Below are 22,822 nucleotides of genomic sequence, written 5' to 3' on the forward strand. Positions count from 1 at the left end.
GTGGGGTCGGACGACGGGCGGAGGAGGCTCACCCCCGCACGTTACCGCCCGCCCTCAGCGCTGCCCGTTCACCTGGTAGGTGCTCCGGGCGTAGGTGATGACGGCGTGGGCGATGGCGTCGGAGTTGGCGTCCAGCGCCGCCCGGCTCACGTTGTCCAGGTCGTCGCACGCCTGGTGGTAGCACTCGTCGTACGCCACCCCGGCGGTCCCGCCGAACAATGCGGCCTCCGCCGCGGTCTTGACCCCCTCCGCCCCGGTGAACAGCCCACCGGCAGGGATGTCCTGGGCGATGAACGGGCCGTAGTCGCTGCGGCCGCTGAACTCCGAGGGCACGGACGGGAGCCCGACGCTGGCGAAGTAGTCGGTGAAGACCTCCTCGATCTGCGCCGACCCCTCCGGCGGATCCGCCTCGAAGTCGGAGGCGTCACCGTCGTAGACGCCCAGCACGTAGTTGGGCGAGGCGATCATGTCGAAGTTGAGGTAGAGCGCGATCTCGGCCAGCCGGTCCGGGTCGTTGGCGACCAGGTCGGCGACGTAGTGCTCGGAGCCGAGCAGGCTGAACTCCTCCGCCCCCCACCAGGCGAAGCGGACGGTGTTGCGCGTCTTGGCCTTCGCCATCTTGAGCGCGACCTCCAGCAGGGCTGCGCTGCCGCTGCCGTTGTCGTTGATGCCGGGGCCGTCCACGACGCTGTCCAGGTGCGCGCCGGCCATCACCACGTTGTCGTCGCGACCGTGCCTGGTCTCCGCGGTCACGTTCCAGGTCTGCCGGATCTCCGAGGCGGTGTCCGCCGCGAGCCGCACCGTGACCGCCCCGGCCTGGGCCAGCGCCTGGCCCAGGGCGAACGAGGCGCCGACGGCGGGGATGCCGGCCGGCTCGCCCAAGGTGCCGGCGAAGGGGTCGGTGGCGCCGGGCAGCCCGGTGTTCATCACGATCGCGCCCACCGCGCCTGCGGCCTCGGCATTGGCGACCTTGACCCCGAAGGTGCAGCTCCCCCGGCGCACGAGCGCGATGTTGCCGGCGGTGAAGCCCGCGAAGTCGCTGGCCTCGCAGCCGCTGGTGGAGCCCGCGAGGTCGCCGAGGTTGAGGTCGACGGCCTGGACCGGGGCCGTGACGTCGCCGTTCCCGGAGTAGGTCATCAGCGAGTAGTCGGTGTCCTCGACGTACGTCGTCGGGGTGGGCGTGACCTGCTGCAGCACCGAGGGGCCGAGCTGCTCGAAGTAGGGGAAGTCGAACTGCTGGACCTCGGGGCGGTAGCCGGCGCTGCGCAGCTTGCCGACCACGTAGCGCACCGAGGCCCGGTAGCCCGGCGTGCCGGAGGACCGGGTGCCGTCGTTCTCATCGGCGATCGCCTGGAAGGCCCTCAGGTGGTTCATCACGCCGCGCACGGTGACGGCGCGCCGCAGGCTCTCGGAGGTGACCTTGGGTCCGTGTTGATGGCCCTTGGGGTGGCCCTTGTGGTGGCCCTTGTGGTGGCCCTTGTGGTGTCCGTGCGGGTGCTCCTTCGCACCTGGTCCACGCGCCGGGTCTTCGGCCCAGGCGGGTGCAGTGAGGGCGGTGCTCGCCAGGAGCAGGGCACCGACAGCGATGGCTGGCGTGCGCATCGAGTGCGCGGCAGGGATGGGACGGTTCACTTCGATGACCCTTTCCGAGAGGGCGGCCGCAGGCCTTCCGGCCGTACCGCATCCTGACGTTGCGGTCGCGGAGGTGACAAGAGCGGAGCGTCCGCAATCCGCACCTCAGCGTCCGTTTACCCGAAACGAGGGGCGCGCCTCTCGTCGTCCACAGGACCCACGCAGACCCTTGCGCATCGAACACATGTTCGAAGATGATGGAAGCATGACGGCACTGCAGGAGACCGAGACGAGCACCGAGACGAGCGCCGAGATGATCGATCGCGTGCGTCGGCTGCGCGAGGTCTCGTGCCGCGCCGAGATGGAGACCTTCGTGCTGGCCGCAGAGTGGGCCGACGCCCATCCGGATCAAGGCACGGGCACCCCGGGCCCGTGCGCCGCGGGGTGCGAGAGCGACGACCCGTCTCGGGGCGACTACGGCGGCGGGTGCGCCGGTCCCTGCCCCGAGGACCCGCACGGCCTCGGGAGTGGACTCATTCCCGGTTGGTCGTGGTCGGCGGCCGCACCCCTGGGCGCGGCCCTGGGGCGTACGACGCTCGCAGCCGACCTGCTGATCCGCGACGCACTCATCGTCCGCCACCGGATGCCGATGCTGTGGCAGCGCGTGCTGAGCTGCCAGGTCGAGGCCTGGCGCGCCCGTCGGATCGCCAAGGCCTTGGTCGGTCGCCCCCGCGACGTCTCCGACTGGCTGGACGCCAACCTCGCGCCGGTCGCCCACCGCATCGGGGTCACCGTGCTCGACCGGCTCATCGACGAGGCGATGCTGCGCCTGCACCCCGAGGAGCGGGAGCAGGAGCAGCTCGACGCACTGGACGCCCGCTACGCCCGCCTGCACGAGGGGTCGATCAACGACTCCGCGATCGCCGAGATGTCCCTGCGCGCCGACTGGAAGGACCTGCACGACTTCGACCGCACACTCTCCGACGTCGCCGCAGCGCTGGCGACCCTGGACGCCGCGGCGGGCCGTCCCGCCGACTCGCTGGACGTCCGCCGAGCACGGGCGGTGGGGGTGGTGGCGGACCCCGCCCAGGCCCTGGCGCTGCTCCACGGCGCCCGTGCGCCCAAGCCGCGCAAGCAGGTCCGGCTGGTCCTGCACCTCACGCCCGACCACGTGGCCGGGCGCGACCCGGTGGGCCGCAACGGCACCCTCGGGCGGGCCGAGCTGGAGCAGACGATCCGCGAGTGGTGCGGCCGGAGCGACAGCCACCTGCGGGTGCTGCCGGTGATCGACCTGGCCGACCACACCGAGACCGACCGCTACGAGATCCCGCTGCGCACCAAGGACCGGGTGGACCTACTCACCGGGACGTGCGTCTTTCCCTGGTGCACCCGCCCCTCCCGTCACTGCGACCACGACCACGTGGTGCCGCACGGTGCCGGTGGTCCCACATGTGACTGCAACCTGGCCCCGTTGTGCCGACGGCACCACCGGCTCAAGACTCACGCCGGGTGGCGATACACCACTCTGGACACCGGCACCTGGCTGTGGTCCGACCCCTACGGGCAGCAGTTCCTCCGAGACCACGCCGGAACCCTCGACGTGACGCCCAGACCCAGCTCAGCCGGACCCGAACCAGCCAGATCCGGTCGGTCAGCCCTCGCTCAGTCGACCAGGTGCCGCAGGTAGGCATGCGGCGACCCGAGGAACCGCCTGCGTCTGCATCGTTACGAGGTGGCCCAGGGGTTCCAGCCGCCGGCCCTCGCCACCCAGCCTGCGGGTGCGTGGCCAGGGTCACGTCCGAAAATGGCGCGACACCGACAACCACCCAGGACAAGATGTTGCCGGTGTCGTCACCCCCCTCCCCCGCCCGGCGGCTCGTCCGCTCCGTCCGGCCGCCCTCCCGCCTCGCCGGCCGGCTAGCGGTGCAGAACCTGCTCTACGCCCTCGGCGACGGCATCTTCATGACCGGGTCCCTGGTCTTCTTCACCGAGGTCGTCGGCCTCAGCTTCACCCAGGTGGGCCTGGGGCTCACCCTGGCCGGGATCGCCAGCTTCCTGGCCGCCCTGCCGATGGGCAAGCTGGTCGACCGGTTCGGCCCGAAGCGGATGTGGGCACTGAGCGCCGCCGGTCAGGCAGCGACCTTCGCGGTCTGGCCGTTCATCGAGAACTTCGCGGGCTACCTGGCGATGGCGATCACCATGGAGGTGATCGGGGCGCTCGGCGGCGCCGCGCACGGCGCCTACACGATCGACGTCCTGCCGTCGGAGGAGCGGGTGCTGTCCCGCGCCTACATGTACTCCGCGCTCAACCTCGGCTTCACCCTGGGCGCGCTGGTGGGCGGCGTCGCGCTGGCCGCGGAGTCCAACCAGCTGATCCGGATCATCCCCTGGTTCACCGCCGTCGTCTTCGCGGTCAACTGCGCGTTCGTGCTGCGACTGCCCAACGCCTCCCACGACGACCGCACGCCCGAGGAGCGGAAGACCAAGGTCCCCGGGCCCGGTCCGCTGCGGAACCCGGGCTGGCTGGGCGTCACCTTCTTCGGAGGCGTGCTGTGGACCAATCAGGTCCTGCTCCACCTGGTCATCCCGGCCTGGCTGCTCGCCCAGACCGACGCGCCCCGGGTCCTGGTGGCACTGCTGCTGGGCACCAACACGGTGATGTGCATCTTCTTGCCGATGGCGGCGGCGCGGGGCATCCGGGACGCCACCACCGGACTGCGCGGCATCCGGGTCTCCACCGCCTTCTTCATCCTCTCCTGCGCCATCACGGTGGCCACCCACGAGACCGTGGGCTGGCTCACCGTGGTGCTGCTGCTGCTGGGACACATGGCGCTGACCGGAGCCGAGCTCTTCCTGTCCGCCGCGAGCTGGTCCTTCGAGGCGGACCTGATGGACCCGCGTCGGCGCGGCGAGTACCAGGGAGTCTCGGAGCTCACCGGCACCTTGGGCCGGGTCTGGGCGCCGGCGCTCTACATGTTCCTGGCCATGCACTGGGGCGTCGCCGGGTGGCTGCTGATCGCGCTGATCATCGTCGCGGCGTCGATGGGCATCCACCCCAGCGTCCGGATGGCCGAGCGGTTCCTCGTGCAGCACGGGCCGCCTCCGGAGGCAGCCGTCGACGCCCCCGAGCTCGAGGACGTGCTCCCCGACGCCTCCACCGGCCCCCTTGGGGCAGCGCGAGCGTTACAGGTGGCGCAGGTAGCGCTCGGGAGCGGCCAGGAACGCGCGCCAGTGGCGGACCAGGTCGAGGTCGGCCCACTCGGCCTCGCGCAGACCCCAGTGACCGACCTCCAGGATCCGCGCACCGGGCATCGCGGCGAGGACGGGTGAGTGGGTGGCGCAGAGCACCTGGCCGCCCGCGGCGACGACCCGCTGCAGCACCGCGACCAGCCCCAGGGTGGAGGTGAAGGAGAGGGCAGCCTCGGGCTCGTCGAGGCAGAAGAAGCCCTTGCCGTTGAACCGGGTCTCCAGCACGGCGAGGAACGACTCGCCGTGGCTCATCTCGTGGAACCGCACGTCGTCGTCACCGAGGCTCTCCAGGTACGAGTACCAGCCGTGCATCGTCTCGGCGCGCAGGAAGAAGCCCCACCGGCTGGCAGCCAGCCCCCGGCGTACCACGAGGGCGTCGCCGAGCGCCGACTCGGTACGCCGGGTGGCGTGCTGGCTGCCCGTGGAGCCGCCCTCGGGCGCGAGGCCGTAGGCCGCGGCGACCGCCTCGACGATCGTGGACTTGCCCGACCCGTTCTCGCCCACCAGGAAGGTCACGCCCTTGCCCAGCGTCAGGCCGTCCTCGACAACCTGCGCCACGCCCGGGATGTCCACCGGCCAACCCCGCGCCGGGAGCACCGAGCGGTCGGCCGCCTCCACCCGCAGCACCGGAGGCTGGTCGAAGTCCACGCGCCGCACGCTACGCGACGCGGGAACCCGATCGGCGGCCTGATTGAATCGGCGAGTGGATCTGGCCTTCTTCCGCCTCGACGGCGACCGACTCGTCCCCCTGGACCTAGCCCGCAGCATGTGGCGCGACGACCAGATGCACGGCCTGGCGGTGAGCGGCGCGCTCGCTCGCGCCATCGAGCAGCAGGCCGCTGCCCTGGGTCGCGAGGACCTGGTGCCCTCGCGCTACACCGTGGACCTGTTCCGGTCGGCCTCCATGGACCCGTGCGAGCTCACCACCACCGTGGTGCGCCAAGGACCGCGGCTGTGCCTGATTGACGCGACGCTGCTGCAGGACGGCCAGCCCGTGGCCCGAGCCAGCGCGGTGCTGCTCCGGCGCTCGCAGGACCCCAGCGGCACCGTGTGGTCCCCCGACGACGTCCCCGAGCCGCCCTCGACCGAGATCGCGCCGGACACCGACGACCCGCACATCCCGTTCTTCCACAGCGAGGCCGGCTGGTCCCAGGACTTCAGCAAGCACCAGAACGCCTCCCGCAAGCAGACCTGGCAGACCGCCATCCCCATCGTGCTCGGCGAGAAGCCCACCGGCTTCGTGGCCGCCGCGAGCATCGCCGACGCCACCAGCCTGGTGACCAACTGGGGCACCGAGGGCGTGCAGTACATCAACAGCGACATCACCCTCTCCATGTCCCGTCCCCCCGCGGGCATCAAGGTCGGGCTGGTGGCCACCGACCACCACGCCTGTGACGGCATCGCCGTGGGCTCGGCCACCGTCTACGACCGCGAGGGCGCGTTCGGGGTCGCCACCGTCACCGCGCTGGCCAACAGCCGCCGCACCGTGGACCTCTCCGAGGGCATGACCTACCAGCGGGAGCCGCGCGGATGAGCACCCCCGCAGCCACCCGGTCGGACTGGGTCGCCGGCGCCCGGCCGCGTACCCTCCCGGCCGCGATCGCACCGGTGCTGGCCGGCACCGGCGTCGCGACGTACGTCGACTCGCTGGTGTGGTGGAAGGCCCTGCTGGCCCTGCTGGTCAGCCTGGCCCTCCAGGTGGGCGTCAACTACGCCAACGACTACTCCGACGGCATCCGCGGCACCGACGAGGACCGGGTCGGTCCGATGCGCCTGGTCGGTTCGGGTCGCGCCACGCCGGCCGCGGTGAAGCGCGCCGCCTTCGCGGCTTTCGGCGTCGCCGGCCTGGCCGGGCTGGTGCTGGCGGCGACCACGGCATGGTGGCTGGTCGCCGTCGGTGCGGTCTGCATCCTGGCCGCCTGGTTCTACACCGGAGGGAAGTCTCCCTACGGCTACCTCGGGCTGGGCGAGGTGATGGTCTTCGTCTTCTTCGGGCTGGTCGCGGTGGTGGGCACCACGTACGTGCAGACCGAGACCTTCGAGTGGGCGGCGCTCTACGCCGGTGTCGGCATCGGCGCGCTGGCCTGCGCCATCCTGGTGACCAACAACCTGCGCGACATCCCCAGTGACACCGTCGCGGGCAAGAACACCCTGGCGGTGCGGCTCGGGGAGGAGCGCACCCGCTACTTCTACGTGCTGCTGGTCGCGGTGGCCGCCGCCGCGGTGGTCGCGGTCGCCGCCGCCACCCACTGGTGGGTGCTGCCGGCGCTGGCGTTCCTGGTGCCGATGATGCCCGCGGTGCGCACCGTGCTCAGCGGCGCCCGCGGCCCGGCGCTGATCCCGGTGCTGGCCCAGACCGGCACCGGGCAGCTGTGGTGGGCCGGGCTCGTGGTGGTCTTCCTGCTGGTCCCCTGAGGGGGCCCGACCGCATCAGCCCACCTCGAGCACGGGGACGAAGTGCTCCACCACCGGGAACGGGTCGTAGAAGTGGTGCAGCAGCCGGCGCCACTCGTCGTAGGCCGGCGACCCGCGGAACCCCTCGGTGTGGTCCTCCAGGGCCTCCCACTCCACCAGCAGCAGGTAGCCGCTGGGGCGCTCCACGCAGCGCGTCAGGCTCAGCCGCCGGAATCCGGGGACGGCACTGATGATGGTGCGGGCTTGGTCGAACGCCCACTCGAACTCGTCCTCGCGGCCCGGCAGCACGGGCAGCAACGCCTGCTCGATGATCATGCCCGCCACCCTAGGGCGCGCCGCGGCGACTCTAGAACGAGGTCCGCGAGTACGGCGCCGGACCACCGTCGGCCATCGCCCCCCAGACCGCGAGGGCCCCAGGCGCGCCGGTGATGCGTCCCGCGGCTGCCAGGGTGCTCACCCGGGTGCCACCGAGGTAGAGCGCACCCAAGGTGCCGGCGTCGAGGCGGACGGCGCCCGCGCCGGCCTCCGGCACCACGGTCGCGGCACCGTCGCGAGCGGTGACCCGCCAGGTGCCTTCGGCGTGACCGAGGGGGTCGGAGACCTCCACCAGCACGGACCCGTCGCCGAACCAGGGCCGGCCCTCCAGCGCGGTCACCACGTCTAGCACCCGCAGCCAGATGTGGTCCCGCAGGCCCGTCACGGAGCGGCACTGCGGGTCCGCCAGGGCCCAGGCGACGGGGTCGTCCACCTGGGTCGTCACCTTGATCCGCTCGCACAGGTCGAGGTTCCCCAAGAACTTCCACAGCGCCAGCTCGGCGTGGGGGGTCAGCCCCACCAGGTCCTCGACCGTCGCCGTGTAGGGCCGGTCCCAGCCTGAGTGCCGGTACAGCACGTAGCCGTCCGGCTGCTCGTCGGTGTCGAGGTGGACCGCGGCGCGCAGCTTCTCGTCAGGCGCCTGCTCCTCGGCGTTCCACTCCCCCCTCAGCTGGTCGCCGTAGCCGGCATGACGGGTCACCGAGCCGCGCTGCCGGGCGTGCCAGCCGGCGAAGACGTCGCGCTGGGTGGGCCACAGGTCGGCGGGCTCCACCAGCTCGAAGCGACCCGAGTGCTGGTAGCCGGTCACCGCGAATCGCGCCGCGACATCCATCTCCACCTCGGCGCGCCAGGTCGCGGCACCGAAGCCGAACCGCCCGTAGATCGAGCCCTCCGAGACCGTCAGCGCGGCCAGCGGCCGCCCCGCCGCCACCGCGTCGTCCAGGTCGGCGGTCATCATCCGGCGCAGCAGACCCTGCCGCCGGTGCGCCGCGCTCACGGTGACCTCCGAGATCTGGTGCAGCGGGAGCAGTGCGGCTCCGGTGTTGATCTCACCGGCCCAGTGCGCAAAGGTCGCGACCGGCAGGGGACCCGCGCCGTACGCCGTGTCCGGGAGCCAGGCCCCACGCAGGACCGTCCCGTCCGCCCGGACGTTGCGCAACCAGCGTTCGCGCGTCTCGTCCTTGGGTCGCGGCTGGTGGAACCCGCGGCTCACCGCGCTGAACCAGCCGGCCAGCCGGGCCTGGTTGTCTGCCGAGTCGTCAGCGGGATCGAGGACGGCGAAGTCGAGGTTCACGAGCCCACGCTACGTCGTGCGGCGCCGCGGCGTCGTGCCGGTTTCTGCGGTGGCTCAGTCCTCGTCCTGGCGCGCCTTGTGCGCCTCGAACGCCGCGGAGGCGCGGTCGGCCCGCTCCTGGATCTTCAGGGCCAGCGCCGCCCGCGGCCCGCGGAGGGCGAACCACGACACCACGCCGGAGAGCAGCAGGGCCACCACGAGCACGCCGAGCACCGGGATGGTGTCGGCGAACAGCGCCCAGACGGCACCCACCAGCGCCACGGAGGCAACCAGGAGCAGCAGGCGCAGGACGTTGTAGACGAGGAACTCCTTCACGCCTCAACTCTAGGCTCACCTGGGTCGAGCGCCGCTCCCACCCCCGGCCTACTCTGGAGGGGTGCTGAAGATCCTGATCATCGTGCTCCTGGTCGCTGTCGCGATCTACCTGGTGGCACGCTTCATCCAGGGGCGCGGCGGGTCCGCGCCGCGCCGCCGCCCGGAGCCGCCGCGGCCGGTGGGCCCCGACGATGACCCGAACTTCCTCCGGGACCTGGAGCGCAAGCGCCGCAAGCCTCAGAAGGACGAGCCCGACCCCAGCTGAGGATCGGCCGCGCGCTCCAGCGGGCTCACCACCGCCGAGGCCCCCTCGGCGTAGGAGTGCTGCGAGGTGGTGGAGAAGAAGTTGATCCCCACGAAGTTGAACCACAAGGTGGCCAGCCCGACCAGCGCCAGGATCGAGGCGTTGCGCCCGCGCCAGCCGGCCGTCGTACGGGCGTGCAGGTAGGCGGCGTAGACCACCCAGGTGATGAACGCCCACACCTCCTTGGGGTCCCAGTTCCAGTACGACGACCACGCCTGGTGGGCCCAGATCGGGCCGGTGATGAGCACCGCGAAGGTCCACACCGGGAAGGCGAAGGCGTGCATCCGGTAGGAGACGCGCTCCAGGGTGGTGCTGGAGGGGAGGCGGGCGACGTACCCGGTGGCCAGGTCGTCGTCGCCGGACGTGGCGGCCTCGCGGCGCGCCTTGACCAGGTAGAGGATCGACCCGATCCCCCCGAGCGTGAACGCTCCGGTGGCGATCACCGCCGAGACCACGTGGATCACCAGCCACGGCGACTCCAGGGCCTCGGTCAGCGGGGCCACGGGGCTGTAGAGCCACACCACGGCCATCATCAGCACGGTCAGCACGAAGCCGACCACCAGCGGCGCCATCCAGTGCAGCGCGAAGCGCCGGTAGGCCACGAGGTAGAGGAAGGCGACGAAGAACGACCCGGCCATCGTGAACTCGTACATGTTGCCCCAGGGCACCCGGTTGGGGTCCGCGGCCATGCCGCGCCCCAGCAGGGCCACGAAGTGCACCGCGGTGGCCAGGATCGTGAGCAGCAGGCCGAGCCGCCCGAACATCGGGATCAACCCGGTCCGCGGCTGCTGCCGCACCGGCACCTTGCGCAGCGCCGTCCACTCCACCAGGTGGGCCAGCAGCGCCAGGAAGTAGACCACTCCCGCCGCGGCCACGGCCTGGTTGCTGAGGGTTTCCCACTGTGCGTCGCTCACGCGTGCTCCTTCGTTGCGGCACTCGTCGTCGAGTCCCGGTCGTGCCGTTGCGCGGTCATCGCTGCCTGGATGTCGGCCAGCTCCTTGGCCACGTCGCCGCCGCTGGAGCGGTCGAGACCACCGATCTCCACGACCGTACGCCCGTCCTCCCCGCGCCTGGTGCGCACCCACACCCGCCGGGGGCGGATGTAGAGCGACCCGATCAGGCCCAGCAGAGCCAGGCTCACACCGCCCAGGGCGATGAGCTTGCCGGGGGTGCGGCTGATCTGGATCTTGTTCCAGCGCTCCAGTCGCTCGAAGGTGACCGAGCCGCGACCCTCGGGCAGGTCCATCGTCTGGCCCGGCCGCAGGTCGAGGCGGAACATCGAGCCGTCGGCCTTGGTGACCTGCTCGGCCTTGCTCTTGTCCAGCACGTAGACCGACTGCGAGCGCCCGTCGTCGACCCCCAGGTCGCCGGCGTAGACGACCATCGAGATCAGCGGGTCGGCGGCGTCACCGAAGGCCGAGTAGGGCCCGTCGTCGAAGGCGAAGGTCGGGTAGAGCTCCCCCTCCAGCGCCAGGGACTCGGGCTTGGCGTCGGCAGCCTTGACCACCCCGAAGGAGCGGAACGAGCCGTCGGTCGGCAGGAAGATGGTGGGCCCGGAGTAGGCGATGTCGCCGTTGCCGTCGCGCACGGTAATGACCGGGGCGTAGCCGTGGCCGATCAGGAAGACGTCGGTGCCGCCGATGGTGAGCGGGTGGTTGACCCGCAGGTCGTACTCCTTCGGCTCCTCCCCCGGCGACTCGGTGTAGGACAGGTGCGAGACGAACTTGCGGGCCTGCCCGGCCGCCGGGCCCTTGGTCAGCCAGGTGACGTCGAAGTCCTCGATGTCGAAGGCGAAGGGCTCCATCCACTCGGGCTGGAAGAGGCTGCCCGGCACGAAGTCGTCGTACTGGGTGAGGTTGTTGGAGAAGCCGTTGCCGACGACCACGATGGCGCCGCCCTTGTAGCCCAGCAGGCTGCCCATGGCGAAGCCCACCAGGACCACCAGGATCGAGACGTGGAAGACCAAGTTGCCGGCCTCGCGCAGGTAGCCCCGCTCGGAGGCGACCGAGTCCTCGCCCGGCTCCACGCGGTAGCGGCGGCCCTTGAGCACGCTCGTGGCGCGCTCCAGCACCGTGCGCTCGTCCTCGTCGGTGGTGTACGTCGTGTGGTCCGGGAGCCGGAGCAGGTTGCGCGGGGCGCCCGGGGGCCGCGCCCGCAGCGCGCGCCAGTAGACGAAGGTGCGCGGGATGATGCAGCCGACCAGGGAGACCATCAGCAGCAGGTAGATCGCGGCGAACCAGGGAGAGTCGTAGACCGAGAACAGCCCGAGCTTCTCGTAGATCGGGGTCAGCGTCGGGTGGGCGTCCTGCCAGCGGGAGGTCTTGAGCGAGTCGACGTCCTCCTGCGGGATCACCGACCCCGGCACCGCGACCAGGGCGAGCAGAAGCAGTAGGACCAGCGCGGTGCGCATCGAGGTCAGCTGCCGCCAGCTCCAGCGCAGCAGCTCGCGCAGGCCCAGCTCGTTGCTGGTACGGCGCTCGCGGTCGCGGGCCATCACACACTCACCTCGTAGTCGCTGATCAGGTGGATCTGGAGCCAGGTCACCATGTCGTTCCACCAGCCGGTGACCAGCAGCACGCCCACGATCACCAGCATCAGGCCGCCGATCCGCATCACCCAGGCCTGGTGCCGACGGACCACGCCGAACGCCCGCAGCATCCGCCCGTAGGCCAGCCCGGCCACGATGAAGGGCAGGCCCAGGCCGAGGGAGTAGACGGCTGAGAGCAGCGCGCCGCGCCCGGCCGTGCCCTCGGCGTAGGCGAGGTTGAGGATCACGCCCAGGGTGGGTCCGATGCAGGGGGTCCACCCGAGGCCGAACAGCAGACCGAGGAACGGGGCCGCGGCGAGGCCGACGGCCGGCACCTTGTGCACCCGCAGGTCGCGCTGCAGCCAGGGGACGAGGCCGGCGAACGCCAGCCCGAGCACGATCGTCAGGGCGCCCAGGACGACCGTGATCTCGCGCTCCCAGGTGACCAGCCAGTCCCCCAGCGCGCCCGACAACGTGCCGAGGGCCACGAAGACCACCGAGAAGCCGAGCACGAAGAGGACCGAGCCGAGCAGCATCCGGCCGCGCTGCCGGTCGCCCTCGCCGTCGGCCAGGTCGGCGCCGGAGAGCCCGGTGGCGTAGGAGAGGTAGCCCGGGAGCAGCGGGATCACGCACGGGGAGAAGAACGAGACCAGGCCCGCGACCAGCGCGACCGGGACCGCCAGGGCCAGGGAGCCCGACGCGGCGGTCTCACCGAACCAGTCACCCATCGCTGCCGCCGCCCTCCGCGACCACGTCCTCGACCACGTCCGTGAGCGTCAGCTTGGAGGGCAGCACCCCGATGATCGAGGCGGCCACCCGGCCCTCGGCGTCCAGCACCACCGTCGAGGGGGTCGCCCTCGGTGGGATGGTCTTGTTGAACGGCAGCAGCGCCCTGCCGTCGGGCGAGTAGAACGACGGGTAGGTGATGCCCCAGGTGCGGACGAAGCCCTTGGCCTGGGCGGTGGAGGAGTCGCGGATGTTGATCCCGACGAAGTGGGCGGTCTCCTCGGTCTCGGCGGCGGCCGCGACCAGGTCCGGCATCTCGGTGCGGCACTGGTTGCACCAGGAGCCCCAGACGTTGAGCACGGTGACCCGGCCCCGGAAGTCGGCCAGGTCGAGCGGTCGGCCGTCGAGGTCCTCGCCGGTGAGCTCGACCGGCTCACCGCGCTCCTCGGGCGGGATCGTGGTGACCTGGCCGTCGGCGGTGATGTAGCCCTTGTCGCCGGTCCCGGACAGGCTCGAGCAGCCCGCCAGGAGCAGCAGGCAGGCCAGCAGGGGGACGAGGACGACTCGCGAGGTGCGCAACACGGTCAGGGGCGCTTCTCCGCGGGTGCGCCACCGGCCGAGAACGGCGCGTTCTTGTCCTTGACCGGGATCAGGTCACCGGCGGGCTCGGAGAAGCTGACCCGGGTCAGCTCGTCGCCGTCGAAGTGCAGCGTGGTGAGCGAGCAGAGCGTGCACTGGCGCTTGCGCGGGTCGTGCACGAACGACTTGTTCTCCAGGTGCAGCCGGGTGGTCCAGATCGGCAGCTGGTGGGAGACGATCACCGCCTCGTGACCGCGGGAAGCGTCGCGGGCGTCGTACACCGCGGCCATCATCCGGGCCGCCATGTGCTCGTACGGCTCGCCCCACGAGGGCTTGAACGGGTTGTACAGGTGCCGCCACAGCCCGGGCCGCTTGAGCAGCGTCTTGGCGCCCTCGCCGAAGCTGATGCCCTCGAACATGTTCGTGGACTCGATGACCCGCTCGTCGACGACCATCTCCAGGCCGCGGGCCTGTGCCAGGGGGGCGCCGGTCTCCCGGGCCCGCTCCAGCGGGGAGGTGCGGATGTGGACGATGTCGCGGTCGCCCACCACGTCCGCGACGCGCTGCGCCATCTGCTGTCCCAGCTCGGAGAGGTGGAACCCGTCGCGGCGGCCGTAGAGGATGCCCTCGGGGTTGTACACCTCGCCGTGGCGGAGCAGGTGGACCAGGGTGCGCTGCGTGTCGGGAGCCATCAGCTTCCTTCCGAGACGGCCGCCGCGGCGCGAGCCGCGGCAGGCAGGGCTTCCAGCACCGTGGTCACGGCGCGGTCGTCGTGGGCCGCGGAGACGAACCAGCACTCGTAGGCCGACGGCGGCAGGTAGACGCCCGCCTCCAGCATGGAGTGGAAGAACGCCGCGTAGGCCGCGGTGTCCTGCGCGCAGGCGCCGACGAAGTCGCGGACCTCACCAGCGGCGAAGAAGACCGAGAACATCGTGCCGGCCGACTGCACCCGGTGCGGCACCCCGGCCGCGGCGAGCGCGTCGCTCGTCGCGGTCTTGATCGTCTCGCCGACCTTGGTCAGGTGGGCGTAGACGTCGTCGTCGGCCAGGCGCAGCGTGGCCAGCCCGGCGGTGGTGGCGATCGGGTTCCCCGAGAGCGTGCCGGCCTGGTAGACCGGGCCCTCGGGAGCGAGGCGGGACATCACGTCGGCACGGCCACCGAAGGCGGCAGCGGGGAAGCCGCCTCCCATCACCTTGCCGAAGGTCATCAGGTCGGGCGTCCAACCCTCCACGGCGCCGTCCAGCCCCCAGCCGCCCTGACGGGTGGCCCGGAACCCGGTCATCACCTCGTCGGAGATGAACAGCGACCCGGCCTCGCGACAGGTGCGCGCCAGGAACTCGTTGAAGCCCGGCTCCGGGGGCACGATGCCCATGTTGCCCGGTGTGGCCTCGGTGATCACCGCGGCGATCGCCGGCCCGTGCTCGGCGAAGGCGGCGGTCACCGCGGCACGGTCGTTGTAGGGCAGCACCAGGGTCAGGTCGGTGGAGGAGCGCGGCACCCCGGGGGTGCCGGGCAGGGCGAAGGTGGCGACCCCGGAGCCGGCCTCGGCCAGCAGCGAGTCGACGTGGCCGTGGTAGCAGCCGGCGAACTTCACGATCACCTCACGGCCGGTGAAGCCGCGGGCCAGCCGGATCGCCGACATGGTCGCCTCGGTGCCGCTGGAGACCAGGCGCACCGCGTCCACCGGGGTGCGCGCCACGATCTCCTCGGCGAGCTCCACCTCGGGCTCGGTCGGGGTGCCGTACGACGTGCCGCGGGCGACCGCGGCCTGGACGGCGGCCTGCACCTCGGGGTGCGCGTGGCCGAGCAGCATCGGGCCCCAGGAGCCGACCAGGTCGACGTACTCGTCGCCGTCGACGTCTCTGAGCCAGGCGCCCGCGGCGGAGCGCATGAAGCGCGGCGTGCCGCCCACGGCGTTGAAGGCGCGGACCGGCGAGTTGACCCCGCCGGGGATCACCTTGCGCGCCCGCGCGAACAGGTCCGCCGAAGCGGTCGGGGATCGGTGAGTCACTGCCTCAGTGTCGCGCAAGGGACCAAAGTCCCCCGAATCCAGGCCCTTCACGGGCAGTGGTGCAGGAGCGCAGAATCACAGGAGGAGACCAACTTGGGAGGCACCCATGCCACCAGTCCGTCCGGTACCCACCCTGCAGAGCCCGACGCTGCTGCCCCTGGTGCTGCTCGTCCTCTTCAGCGTGCTGGGCGCGGGCTGGACGGCGTTCCTGGTCGGCGGCGCCCAGGGCCCCGGCCCGGCGGGGACGCCGGAGGCGCTCCTGGTCCCCCGGGAGCCGGTCAAGGGCCCGGGGAGCGTCTCCAAGGCCCAGAAGCCGGCAGCGCCCGGCCCCCGCGGGGTGGTCCGTTCCGCGATCGGCGTGACCGGCACCGGGATCCCCTCCGAGGCGCTGGCCGCCTATCAACGGGCCGCGGCGGTGCTCGACGTCGCCGACCCCGCGTGCCACCTGCCCTGGACCCTGCTCGCCGCGATCGGCCGCGTGGAGTCCGACCACGGGCGCTACGGCGGCGGCGCCCTGGACGCCGGCGGTCGGGCCGTGCCCGCGATCTACGGCGTCCGGTTGGACGGCAGCCGGCGCACGGCACGCATCACCGACACCGACGGCGGGTCGGTCGACACCGACGCCGCCTTCGACCGCGCCGTCGGCCCCATGCAGTTCATCCCCTCGACCTGGTCGATGGTGGGAGTGGACGGCGACGGCGACGGCCGCCGCGACCCCCAGGACCTCGACGACGCCGCCCTGGCTGCGGGGGTCCACCTCTGCGCCGGTGCGGAGTCGCTGGCCGACGACTCCGGCCGACGGGCCGTGCTGTACCGCTACAACCCCAGCGACGAGTACGTCGACGTGGTGCTCGGGGTGATGGCGGCCTACGTCGAGCAGCAGTTCCTGCCCCCGGCTCCGGGGGACGACCCGCGCGGCACGCTGCTGGCCGACGGTCCGCTGCGCACCGGGACCGGGCCGCGCCCCGGCCGCAGGCCGGACGCCCAGCTGCGGCTGGCGTCGGACGCCGACCGGCGATCCCGGCGCCAGGCCACCGCACAGCCGGTCCTCGAGCTGTCTCCCCAGTTCACCGGGCCCACCCCCAGACCGACGTGGACCCCGAGTGGTGAGCCCAGCCTGACGCCGACACCGACACCGACACCGACGCCCACGCCGAAACCAGCCGTGACGCCGACACCGACCGTGACCGCGACACCGACACCGACCGTGACACCGACACCGACCGTGACGCCGCCTGTGGCCGCCGCGGGCGAAACCACGCAGGCGACCGGCGCCCCCACGGGGACACCCTCCCCCACCGGCACCCCCACCGGCACCGTGGAGCCGACGCCCAGCGACAGCCCGACCACCAGCGCGCCGCCGACTGCGGAGACACCCACGCTGCCGCCGCTCCCCGCCACGCTGGCCGAGACGCTGGGCGGGACGCGGGCCGGGACGCTCCTCACCGACGCCGAGATCCGCACCCTGTGCGGCGCCGAGGACGCTGGAGCCGAGGAGGCTGAGCTGCTCCTGGCCTGCGCGCAGGCTCTCGACCTGTGCCTGGCCGAGGGCATCGGGGCCGAGGAGACCGAGCGGCTCGTCGCCTGCGTGCGGGACCGGCTGGGCCTTCCGGCCTCAGGGGCACCCGACGTCGGTTGACCGCCTCAGCGGCGCAGCAGCCGGGCGGCCTCGGCGGCCCAGTAGGTGAGGATGACGTCGGCGCCCGCTCGGCGGATCGAGGTGAGCGTCTCCAGGATGGCCGCCTCGCGGTCGATCCACCCGTTGGCGGCCGCAGCCTCCACCATCGCGTACTCACCGGAGATGTTGTACGCCGCCACCGGGACGTCGACCGCGTCGCGCACCCGACGCAGCACGTCGAGGTAGGCCAGCGCGGGCTTCACCATCACCAGGTCGGCCCCCTGGGCCACGTCGAGCAGCGCCTCGCGGACGCCCTCCAGCGCGTTGGCCGGGTCCTGCTGGTAGGTACGCCGGTCGCCGACGAGGCTGGAGTCCACGGCCTCGCGGAACGGACCGTAGAACGCCGAGGCGTACTTCGCGCTGTAGGCCAGGATCGAGACCTCGGTGTGCTGCACGGCGTCCAGCGCCGCGCGGATCACCCCGACCTGGCCGTCCATCATCCCGCTGGGTCCGACCATGTCGACGCCAGCGTCGGCCTGCGCCAGCGCCATCTCGGCGTAGGCGCCGAGCGTCTTGTCGTTGTCAATCCGGCCGTCCGGGGTCAGCAGCCCGCAGTGGCCGTGGTCGGTGAACTCGTCCAGGCACAGGTCGCTCATCACCGTCAGCCCGTCCCCCACCTCGGCGACGACGTCGTTGATCGCCAGGTTGAGGATCCCCGAGGGGTCGATCGCCCCGGAGCCGACGGCGTCCTTGACCTCGGGGATGCCGAAGAGCATGACCCCGCCGAGCCCGAGCTCCGCGGCCTCGGCGGCGGCCGCCACGAGCGAGGAGCGGGTGTGCTGGAAGACGCCCGGCATCGAGGAGATGGGTCGCGGCTCGCTGATGCCCTCCCGCACGAAGAGCGGCAGCACCAGCTGGCGCGGCTCCACCGCGACCTCGGCGACCATCCGGCGCAGCGCCGGGGTGGTGCGCAGTCGCCGGGGGCGCACCAACGGGCCGGTCAGCGGCTCGAACGTGCGGGGCGTGCCCTCGGGCGGCGTGTCGACCACTACTTCGAGCCCACCTTGCGGCGACCCGAGGCCTTGCGGTCCGACGGCTTGGTGACCGGCTGGCCGGCCTCCACCATCGCCAGCCGGCGCGCGGTCCCGAAGTCGGCCAGCGCGTCGACCAGCTCGTCGACGTCCGGGTTCGGAGAGATCACGTCGACCCGCAGGCCGTGCTCCTCGGCCGTCTTCGCCGTCGCCGGCCCGATGACCGCGATCACCGTCGAGGGGTGCGGCTTGCCGGCGATGCCGACCAGGTTGCGCACGGTCGAGGAGGAGGTGAACACCACGGCGTCGAACTTGCCGGTCTTGATGGCGTCCCGGGTCGGCGCCGGCGGCGGGGTGGCGCGCACCGTGCGGTACGCCGTCACGTCGTCGCACTCCCAGCCGAGGTCGACCAAGCCGGCGACCAGGGTCTCGGTGGCGATGTCGGCGCGCGGCAGGAAGACCCGGTTGATCGGGTCCAGCAGCTCGTCGTACGGCGGCCACTCGGCCAGCAGCCCGGCGGCCGACTGCTCGCCGGTGGGCACCAGGTCGGCACGCAGTCCCCAGGCCGCGATGGCGTCGGCGGTCTTGTCGCCGACCGCGGCGATCTTCAGGCCGGAGAAGGCGCGGGCGTCCAGGCCGTACTCCTCGAACTTCTCGCGCACCGCCTTGACCGCGTTGACCGAGGTGAAGGCGATCCACTCGTAGCGGCCCTCCACCAGGCCCCGGACGGCCTTGTCCATCTGCAACGGGTTGCGCGGCGGCTCGACCGAGATGGTCGGCACCTCCTCGGGCACCGCGCCGAAGGCACGCAGCCGGCGCGAGACCGAGCCGGCCTGCTCCTTGGTGCGCGGCACCAGCACCCGCCAGCCGAAGAGCGGCTTGGTCTCGAACCACGACAGCGTCTCGCGCAGGTTGACCACGTCGCCCACGACGATGATCGCCGGCGGCGCGACCCGCATGGTGCGCACGTCGACGGCGACGTGCTCGAGGGTGGAGATGGTGGTGGCCTGCTCGGTGGTGGTGCCGACGCGGGTGACCGCGACCGGGGTCTGGGCCGAGCGCCCGGCAGCCATCAGCGCCTTGGCGGTCTCACCGATGGAGCCCACGCCGGAGAGCAGCACCAGGGTGCGGTCGTCGGCGTAGTGGCTCCAGTCGACGGCGCCGCCGCAGGTCACCACGGCGACCTCGCGGTGCGTCTTGTCGGTCAGCGGGATCCCGGCGTACGCCGGCACCGCCTGCACCGCGGAGACGCCGGGCACGATGTCGAAGCCGATGCCTGCCTTGACGCACGCCTGGGCCTCCTCGGGGCCGGAGGCGTAGAGGAACGGGTCGCCGGTCATCAGTCGGACCACCCGCGCCTTCTTGCCGTGGCGCACCACGACACGGCCACGGGAGGCGTGGGTCAGCGGCTGGCCGTCCTCGCCGAACCCGCCGTCCACGAACTCCGGGCCGACGGCGATCGCGGGGGCCGCCTCGCCCTCCTTGGGCTCGACGGGGATCGGCAGGCCGAGCACCGTGCGGACCAGCGCCTCGTGCTCGGGGGCCTCGGTGATGACCACCTCCGCCTCCTTGAGCAGCTCCACGGCACGAAGCGTGAGCAGGCCGGGGTCGCCGGGCCCACTGCCGACGAAGGAGACCCAGCCGGTGGGGATCGTCTTGGTGGGGGTGTTGCCTCGAGTCATGAGTGCTGCTTCCTCACTGGTGCTTCGATCAGGATCGGTGCTTCCATCAGGTCTGCGGCGCCTTCGGCGAGCATCTCGCTCCCCAGGCGGACGCCCACGCCTCCTGCGTCTTCAGGGGGTCCGGTACTGCTCATCCGCACGGCCACCGCCCCGTCATGGGACAGGGCGACGGCGCGGATCCAGAGCTCGTCCGCGTCCTCACCCTCGACGACCTCGGCGAGCGCGCCGAGCGGCGCGCTGCAGCCGGCCTCGAGGGTCGCCAGCACGGCGCGCTCGGCGGTCACCGCGGCCCTGGTGCGGGGGTCGTCGAGCTGGCCGAGTGCGGCGAGCAGGTCGGTGTCGTCCGCGCGGCACTCGATGGCCAGGGCGCCCTGCCCGGGAGCGGGCAGCATCTGCAGCGGGTCGAGCACCTCGGTGGCCTCGTCCAGCCTGCCCAGTCGCGCCAGGCCGGCTCGGGCCAGCACCACGGCGTCGACCTCGCCGGAGGTCACCTTGGCGATCCGGGTGCCCACGTTGCCGCGGATACCCACGATCTCCACGCCCAGGCCCAGGGCGGCCAGCTGTGCGGCGCGCCGGGGCGATCCGGTGCCGATGACGCTGCCCGTGGGGAGCTCCCCCAGGGTCAGTCCGTCGCGAGCGACCACCACGTCACGCGGGTCCTCGCGCACCGGTACGGCGACCAGGGCGATGCCCTCGGCGGGCGTGGTGGGGAGGTCCTTGAGCGAGTGCACGGCCATGTCCACCCGGCCGTCCAGCAGGGCGTCGCGCAGCGCGCTGACGAAGACGCCGGTGCCGCCCATCTGGGCCAGCGGGGACCGGTTGACGTCGCCCTCGGTGGTGACCTCGACCAGCTCGACCTCGCGGCCCAGCCGGGACCGGACCATCTCGGCGACCATCCCGGACTGGGTGGTGGCCAGGGCGGAGGCGCGGGTCCCCAGACGCACGGTGCGGCTCACGACAGCTCACCCCCAGCCGGCTCGGTGGAGAGGTCGGAGGCGGGCACGCCGACCCGGGTGACGGCGTCGACGGACTCGGGATCGAGGGCGAAGAGCTCGGCCAGGGCGGTGGCGTAGGAGACCGCGCCGGTCTCGTTGGCCAGCTCCTTGACCCGCACGGTCGGCTGGTGCAGCAGCTTCTCCGCGACCCGGTGCACGGTGCGCTGCACCTCGGCACGGATCCCCGGGTCGAGGTCGGGCAGCCGGGAGCCGAGGCGCTCCATCTCCGACTCCACGACGCCGGTCGCCATGGTGCGCAGCGCGACCACGGTGGGGGTGACACTGGCCGCGTGACGGGCTGAGACGAACGCGCTGAGCTCCTGGGTGACGATCCGCCGGACGTCCGCGACGTCGCGGATCGCGTCGGAGTCGTCGAGCATCTCGGCCAGCTGGGCCAGCCCGGTGAGCTCGACGCCCGGGAGCGCGACGACGTCGGGGTCGACGTCGTGCGGCAGTGCCAGGTCGATGATGGTGAGCCGGTCGGTACGGGCCCCGCGGGCCGTCGCCAGCATCGGGGCGGTGACCAGGATGCCGGTGGCTCCGGTGCAGGTGATCAGCACGTCGGCGTCCGCCAGGGCGAGGTCCAGCGAGGCCAGCGGCACGGCCTCGGCGCCGTGCTCGGCGGCCAGCCGCTCGGCGTTCTCCAGGGATCGGTTGGCGACGACCACCCGTCCGGCCCCCATCCGGGTGACCGTGGCGGTGGCCAGGGCAGCCATGGAACCGGCTCCCACGATGACCACCGAGGCGCCCGCGACGCCCCCGTGGGGCTCGGTGGTGCGGTGCAGCGCCGCGGTGACCAGCGAGGGCGCGGCCGAGTCGATGCCGGTCTCGGCGTGCGAGCGCTTGCCGACCCGCAGGGCCTGCTGGAACAGCACGTTGAGAGCGGGGCCGACGGTGCCCATCTCCTGCCCCAGTCTCAGGGCCTCCCGGGCCTGACCGAGGATCTGGCCCTCGCCCACGACCATCGAGTCCAGACCCGCGGCCACGTGGAACAGGTGCGAGACCGCGCCGTCGTCGTAGTGCACGTACAGGTGCGGCACCAGGGCGTCGGTGGACGCTCCGGCACGGTCCACCAGCAGCCGCGAGACGTCCTCGATGCTGCCGTGGAACCGGTCCACGTCGGCGTAGACCTCCAGGCGGTTGCAGGTGGAGATGACCGTCGCCTCGACGACGTGGTCGCAGCCCGCCACGTCTGCGATGAGCTTGGAGACGCCTTCGGCGTCGAGCGCGAGGCGCTCGAGCAGGGCCACCGGGGCCGACTTGTGGGAGATCCCCACGACGAGGACGCTCATGAGGAGCTCCCTTCCGCCACCAGCTCGCCGGGCAGCTCGCCGGGTAGCCCGTCAGCCAGCCCTGCGGCCAGCTCCGCGCCGCCTGGCGGCTGCGACTTGCGCTGTTCATGGTAGGCGAGGATCTGCAGCTCGATCGAGAGGTCGACCTTGCGCACGTCCACCCCCTCGGGCACCGACAGCACGCTCGGTGCGAAGTTCAGGATGCTGGTGACGCCGGCTGCGACCATCCGGTCGGCGACGTCCTGGGCGGCGTGGGCCGGTGTCGCGATGACCCCGATCGCGACGCCGTTGTCGCGCACGATCCGCTCCAGGTCGTCGAAGGGCCGGACCACGACGCCGGCGACGGTCTCGGAGTGCCGCTGTGGGTCGGCGTCCAGCAGCGCCACGACTCGGAATCCGCGGCTGCGGAAGCCGGAGTAGTTGGCGAGGGCGTGGCCGAGGTTGCCGATGCCGACGATGACGACCGGCCAGTCCTGGGTCACGCCGATCTCGCGCGCGATCTGGTAACGCAGGTAGTCCACGTCGTAGCCCACGCCGCGGGTGCCGTAGCTGCCCAGGTGGGAGAGGTCCTTGCGCAGCTTGGCGCTGTTCACGCCCGCCGCGGCTGCTAGCTGCTCGCTGGAGCAGGTGGCCGTTCCGGACTCCGAGAGACTCGTGAGAGCTCGGAGGTAGATCGGAAGTCGGGCCACCGTGGCCTCGGGAATGTCCCGGGCGCTCTCGGCAGACGTCCGTGCGCTCACTGGCTCTTCTTTCCAGCCCACAGATCGGCCCCGGTTGATCGAGGCCTCCCAATCGGTCGGCAAATGCCACCTTAGGAGTTTGTGAACGCGAGAACAAAATCAGTCGCAGCGTCTTGCTACCACAGGTGAGATATGACACCCCGCCGGGGTGCCCCTT

At 72.2% G+C, this 22,822-nt stretch carries 21 protein-coding genes and 1 pseudogene; 6 read left to right on the forward strand and 16 right to left on the reverse strand.

What is annotated here, in order from left to right:
* Positions 1 to 54: 54 nt before the first annotated feature.
* Positions 55 to 1,632 carry a M28 family metallopeptidase gene (locus C5H89_RS19460; RefSeq protein WP_205304833.1) on the reverse strand — a complete coding sequence of 526 codons (1,578 nt, stop codon included), beginning with the start codon at positions 1,630 to 1,632 and terminating at the stop codon, positions 55 to 57.
* A 205-nt stretch (positions 1,633 to 1,837) separates the two neighbouring features.
* On the opposite strand from C5H89_RS19460, the gene C5H89_RS03325 reads away from it, so the two are divergent.
* Positions 1,838 to 3,259: an HNH endonuclease signature motif containing protein gene (locus C5H89_RS03325; protein WP_104105645.1), complete on the forward strand. Its 1,422-nt coding sequence runs from the start codon at positions 1,838 to 1,840 to the stop codon at positions 3,257 to 3,259.
* A 149-nt stretch (positions 3,260 to 3,408) separates the two neighbouring features.
* Positions 3,409 to 4,524, forward strand: a pseudogene (locus tag C5H89_RS03330) (MFS transporter); the annotation flags it as partial.
* Positions 4,525 to 4,755: 231 nt separating this feature from the next.
* Here the strand turns inward: C5H89_RS03330 and C5H89_RS03335 are convergent.
* Positions 4,756 to 5,469: an AAA family ATPase gene (locus tag C5H89_RS03335; RefSeq protein WP_240181669.1), complete on the reverse strand. Its 714-nt coding sequence runs from the start codon at positions 5,467 to 5,469 to the stop codon at positions 4,756 to 4,758.
* Between the two features lie 55 nt (positions 5,470 to 5,524).
* Here C5H89_RS03335 and C5H89_RS03340 point away from each other — a divergent pair, with 55 nt between their 5' ends.
* Positions 5,525 to 6,355, forward strand: coding sequence for an acyl-CoA thioesterase domain-containing protein (locus C5H89_RS03340; protein ID WP_104105647.1), 831 nt, complete (start codon positions 5,525 to 5,527; stop codon positions 6,353 to 6,355).
* The gene (locus C5H89_RS03345; RefSeq protein WP_104105648.1) at positions 6,352 to 7,236 is read left to right on the forward strand and encodes a 1,4-dihydroxy-2-naphthoate polyprenyltransferase; all 885 of its coding nucleotides are present in this window, start codon (positions 6,352 to 6,354) and stop codon (positions 7,234 to 7,236) included. The genes C5H89_RS03340 and C5H89_RS03345 overlap by 4 nt, the downstream gene beginning before the upstream one ends.
* Positions 7,237 to 7,251: 15 nt before the next feature.
* Here C5H89_RS03345 and C5H89_RS03350 read toward each other — a convergent pair whose 3' ends face one another.
* The 3 genes from C5H89_RS03350 to C5H89_RS03360 are packed head-to-tail and all read right to left on the reverse strand — an operon-like array spanning position 7,252 to position 9,160.
* A complete protein-coding gene (locus C5H89_RS03350) occupies positions 7,252 to 7,551 on the reverse strand; it encodes an antibiotic biosynthesis monooxygenase (protein ID WP_104105649.1) in 300 nt (99 codons plus the stop codon).
* A gap of 31 nt (positions 7,552 to 7,582) precedes the next feature.
* On the reverse strand, positions 7,583 to 8,845 hold the full coding sequence (locus C5H89_RS03355; protein WP_104105650.1) for a GNAT family N-acetyltransferase: 1,263 nt from the start codon (positions 8,843 to 8,845) through the stop codon (positions 7,583 to 7,585).
* Positions 8,846 to 8,899: 54 nt separating this feature from the next.
* On the reverse strand, positions 8,900 to 9,160 hold the full coding sequence (locus C5H89_RS03360; protein ID WP_104105651.1) for a DUF4229 domain-containing protein: 261 nt from the start codon (positions 9,158 to 9,160) through the stop codon (positions 8,900 to 8,902).
* Positions 9,161 to 9,221: 61 nt separating this feature from the next.
* On the opposite strand from C5H89_RS03360, the gene C5H89_RS03365 reads away from it, so the two are divergent.
* Positions 9,222 to 9,425, forward strand: a complete 204-nt coding sequence (locus C5H89_RS03365; RefSeq protein WP_104105652.1) for a hypothetical protein — start codon at positions 9,222 to 9,224, stop codon at positions 9,423 to 9,425.
* Here C5H89_RS03365 and ccsB read toward each other — a convergent pair.
* The 6 genes from ccsB to hemL are packed head-to-tail and all read right to left on the reverse strand — an operon-like array spanning position 9,398 to position 15,307.
* The gene (ccsB, locus tag C5H89_RS03370; protein WP_104105653.1) at positions 9,398 to 10,378 is read right to left on the reverse strand and encodes a c-type cytochrome biogenesis protein CcsB; all 981 of its coding nucleotides are present in this window, start codon (positions 10,376 to 10,378) and stop codon (positions 9,398 to 9,400) included. The genes C5H89_RS03365 and ccsB overlap by 28 nt on opposite strands.
* The gene (locus C5H89_RS03375) at positions 10,375 to 11,958 is read right to left on the reverse strand and encodes a cytochrome c biogenesis protein ResB (protein WP_104105654.1); all 1,584 of its coding nucleotides are present in this window, start codon (positions 11,956 to 11,958) and stop codon (positions 10,375 to 10,377) included. Before C5H89_RS03375 ends, ccsB begins: the two co-directional genes overlap by 4 nt.
* Positions 11,958 to 12,719 carry a cytochrome c biogenesis protein CcdA gene (locus tag C5H89_RS03380; protein WP_104105655.1) on the reverse strand — a complete coding sequence of 254 codons (762 nt, stop codon included), beginning with the start codon at positions 12,717 to 12,719 and terminating at the stop codon, positions 11,958 to 11,960. Before C5H89_RS03380 ends, C5H89_RS03375 begins: the two co-directional genes overlap by 1 nt.
* Complete coding sequence (locus C5H89_RS03385; protein WP_240181670.1) at positions 12,712 to 13,299, reverse strand: TlpA disulfide reductase family protein; 588 nt, start codon at positions 13,297 to 13,299, stop codon at positions 12,712 to 12,714. Before C5H89_RS03385 ends, C5H89_RS03380 begins: the two co-directional genes overlap by 8 nt.
* 2 nt (positions 13,300 to 13,301) lie before the next feature.
* On the reverse strand, positions 13,302 to 13,988 hold the full coding sequence (locus C5H89_RS03390; RefSeq protein WP_104105656.1) for a histidine phosphatase family protein: 687 nt from the start codon (positions 13,986 to 13,988) through the stop codon (positions 13,302 to 13,304).
* Positions 13,988 to 15,307 carry a glutamate-1-semialdehyde 2,1-aminomutase gene (gene hemL / locus C5H89_RS03395; protein ID WP_104105657.1) on the reverse strand — a complete coding sequence of 440 codons (1,320 nt, stop codon included), beginning with the start codon at positions 15,305 to 15,307 and terminating at the stop codon, positions 13,988 to 13,990. The genes C5H89_RS03390 and hemL overlap by 1 nt, the downstream gene beginning before the upstream one ends.
* A gap of 106 nt (positions 15,308 to 15,413) precedes the next feature.
* On the opposite strand from hemL, the gene C5H89_RS03400 reads away from it, so the two are divergent.
* Positions 15,414 to 16,946, forward strand: coding sequence for a lytic transglycosylase domain-containing protein (locus tag C5H89_RS03400; RefSeq protein ID WP_104105658.1), 1,533 nt, complete (start codon positions 15,414 to 15,416; stop codon positions 16,944 to 16,946).
* 5 nt (positions 16,947 to 16,951) lie between these two features.
* On the opposite strand, the gene hemB is transcribed toward C5H89_RS03400, so the two are convergent.
* From hemB to C5H89_RS03425, 5 genes are read right to left on the reverse strand one after another with little or no spacing between them, the layout of a single operon-like run.
* Positions 16,952 to 17,929, reverse strand: a complete 978-nt coding sequence (gene hemB / locus C5H89_RS03405; protein WP_104105758.1) for a porphobilinogen synthase — start codon at positions 17,927 to 17,929, stop codon at positions 16,952 to 16,954.
* 44 nt (positions 17,930 to 17,973) lie between these two features.
* Entirely contained in the window at positions 17,974 to 19,638 is a 1,665-nt protein-coding gene (locus C5H89_RS03410; protein ID WP_104105659.1) for a uroporphyrinogen-III synthase, read from the reverse strand.
* Complete coding sequence (hemC, locus tag C5H89_RS03415) at positions 19,635 to 20,594, reverse strand: hydroxymethylbilane synthase (protein WP_104105660.1); 960 nt, start codon at positions 20,592 to 20,594, stop codon at positions 19,635 to 19,637. Before hemC ends, C5H89_RS03410 begins: the two co-directional genes overlap by 4 nt.
* Complete coding sequence (locus C5H89_RS03420) at positions 20,591 to 21,925, reverse strand: glutamyl-tRNA reductase (protein WP_104105661.1); 1,335 nt, start codon at positions 21,923 to 21,925, stop codon at positions 20,591 to 20,593. The genes hemC and C5H89_RS03420 overlap by 4 nt, the downstream gene beginning before the upstream one ends.
* Entirely contained in the window at positions 21,922 to 22,665 is a 744-nt protein-coding gene (locus C5H89_RS03425) for a redox-sensing transcriptional repressor Rex (RefSeq protein WP_104105662.1), read from the reverse strand. Before C5H89_RS03425 ends, C5H89_RS03420 begins: the two co-directional genes overlap by 4 nt.
* Positions 22,666 to 22,822: the final 157 nt, after the last annotated feature.

It is taken from the genome of Nocardioides sp. 616, assembly GCF_002930065.1.
Classification (GTDB): Bacteria; Actinomycetota; Actinomycetes; order Propionibacteriales; family Nocardioidaceae; genus Nocardioides; species Nocardioides houyundeii.

Bases quoted from the DNA above. Each gene is read 5' to 3' on its own strand.
- C5H89_RS03325 (WP_104105645.1), top strand. From the start codon at position 1,838: ATGACGGCACTGCAGGAGACCGAGACGAGCACCGAGACGAGCGCCGAG.
- C5H89_RS03345 (WP_104105648.1), top strand. From the start codon at position 6,352: ATGAGCACCCCCGCAGCCACCCGGTCGGACTGGGTCGCCGGCGCCCGG.
- C5H89_RS03350 (WP_104105649.1), bottom strand. From the start codon at position 7,551: ATGATCATCGAGCAGGCGTTGCTGCCCGTGCTGCCGGGCCGCGAGGAC.
- C5H89_RS03375 (WP_104105654.1), bottom strand. From the start codon at position 11,958: ATGGCCCGCGACCGCGAGCGCCGTACCAGCAACGAGCTGGGCCTGCGC.
- C5H89_RS03380 (WP_104105655.1), bottom strand. From the start codon at position 12,719: ATGGGTGACTGGTTCGGTGAGACCGCCGCGTCGGGCTCCCTGGCCCTG.
- C5H89_RS03390 (WP_104105656.1), bottom strand. From the start codon at position 13,988: ATGGCTCCCGACACGCAGCGCACCCTGGTCCACCTGCTCCGCCACGGC.
- C5H89_RS03400 (WP_104105658.1), top strand. From the start codon at position 15,414: ATGCCACCAGTCCGTCCGGTACCCACCCTGCAGAGCCCGACGCTGCTG.
- C5H89_RS03410 (WP_104105659.1), bottom strand. From the start codon at position 19,638: ATGACTCGAGGCAACACCCCCACCAAGACGATCCCCACCGGCTGGGTC.
- C5H89_RS03420 (WP_104105661.1), bottom strand. From the start codon at position 21,925: ATGAGCGTCCTCGTCGTGGGGATCTCCCACAAGTCGGCCCCGGTGGCC.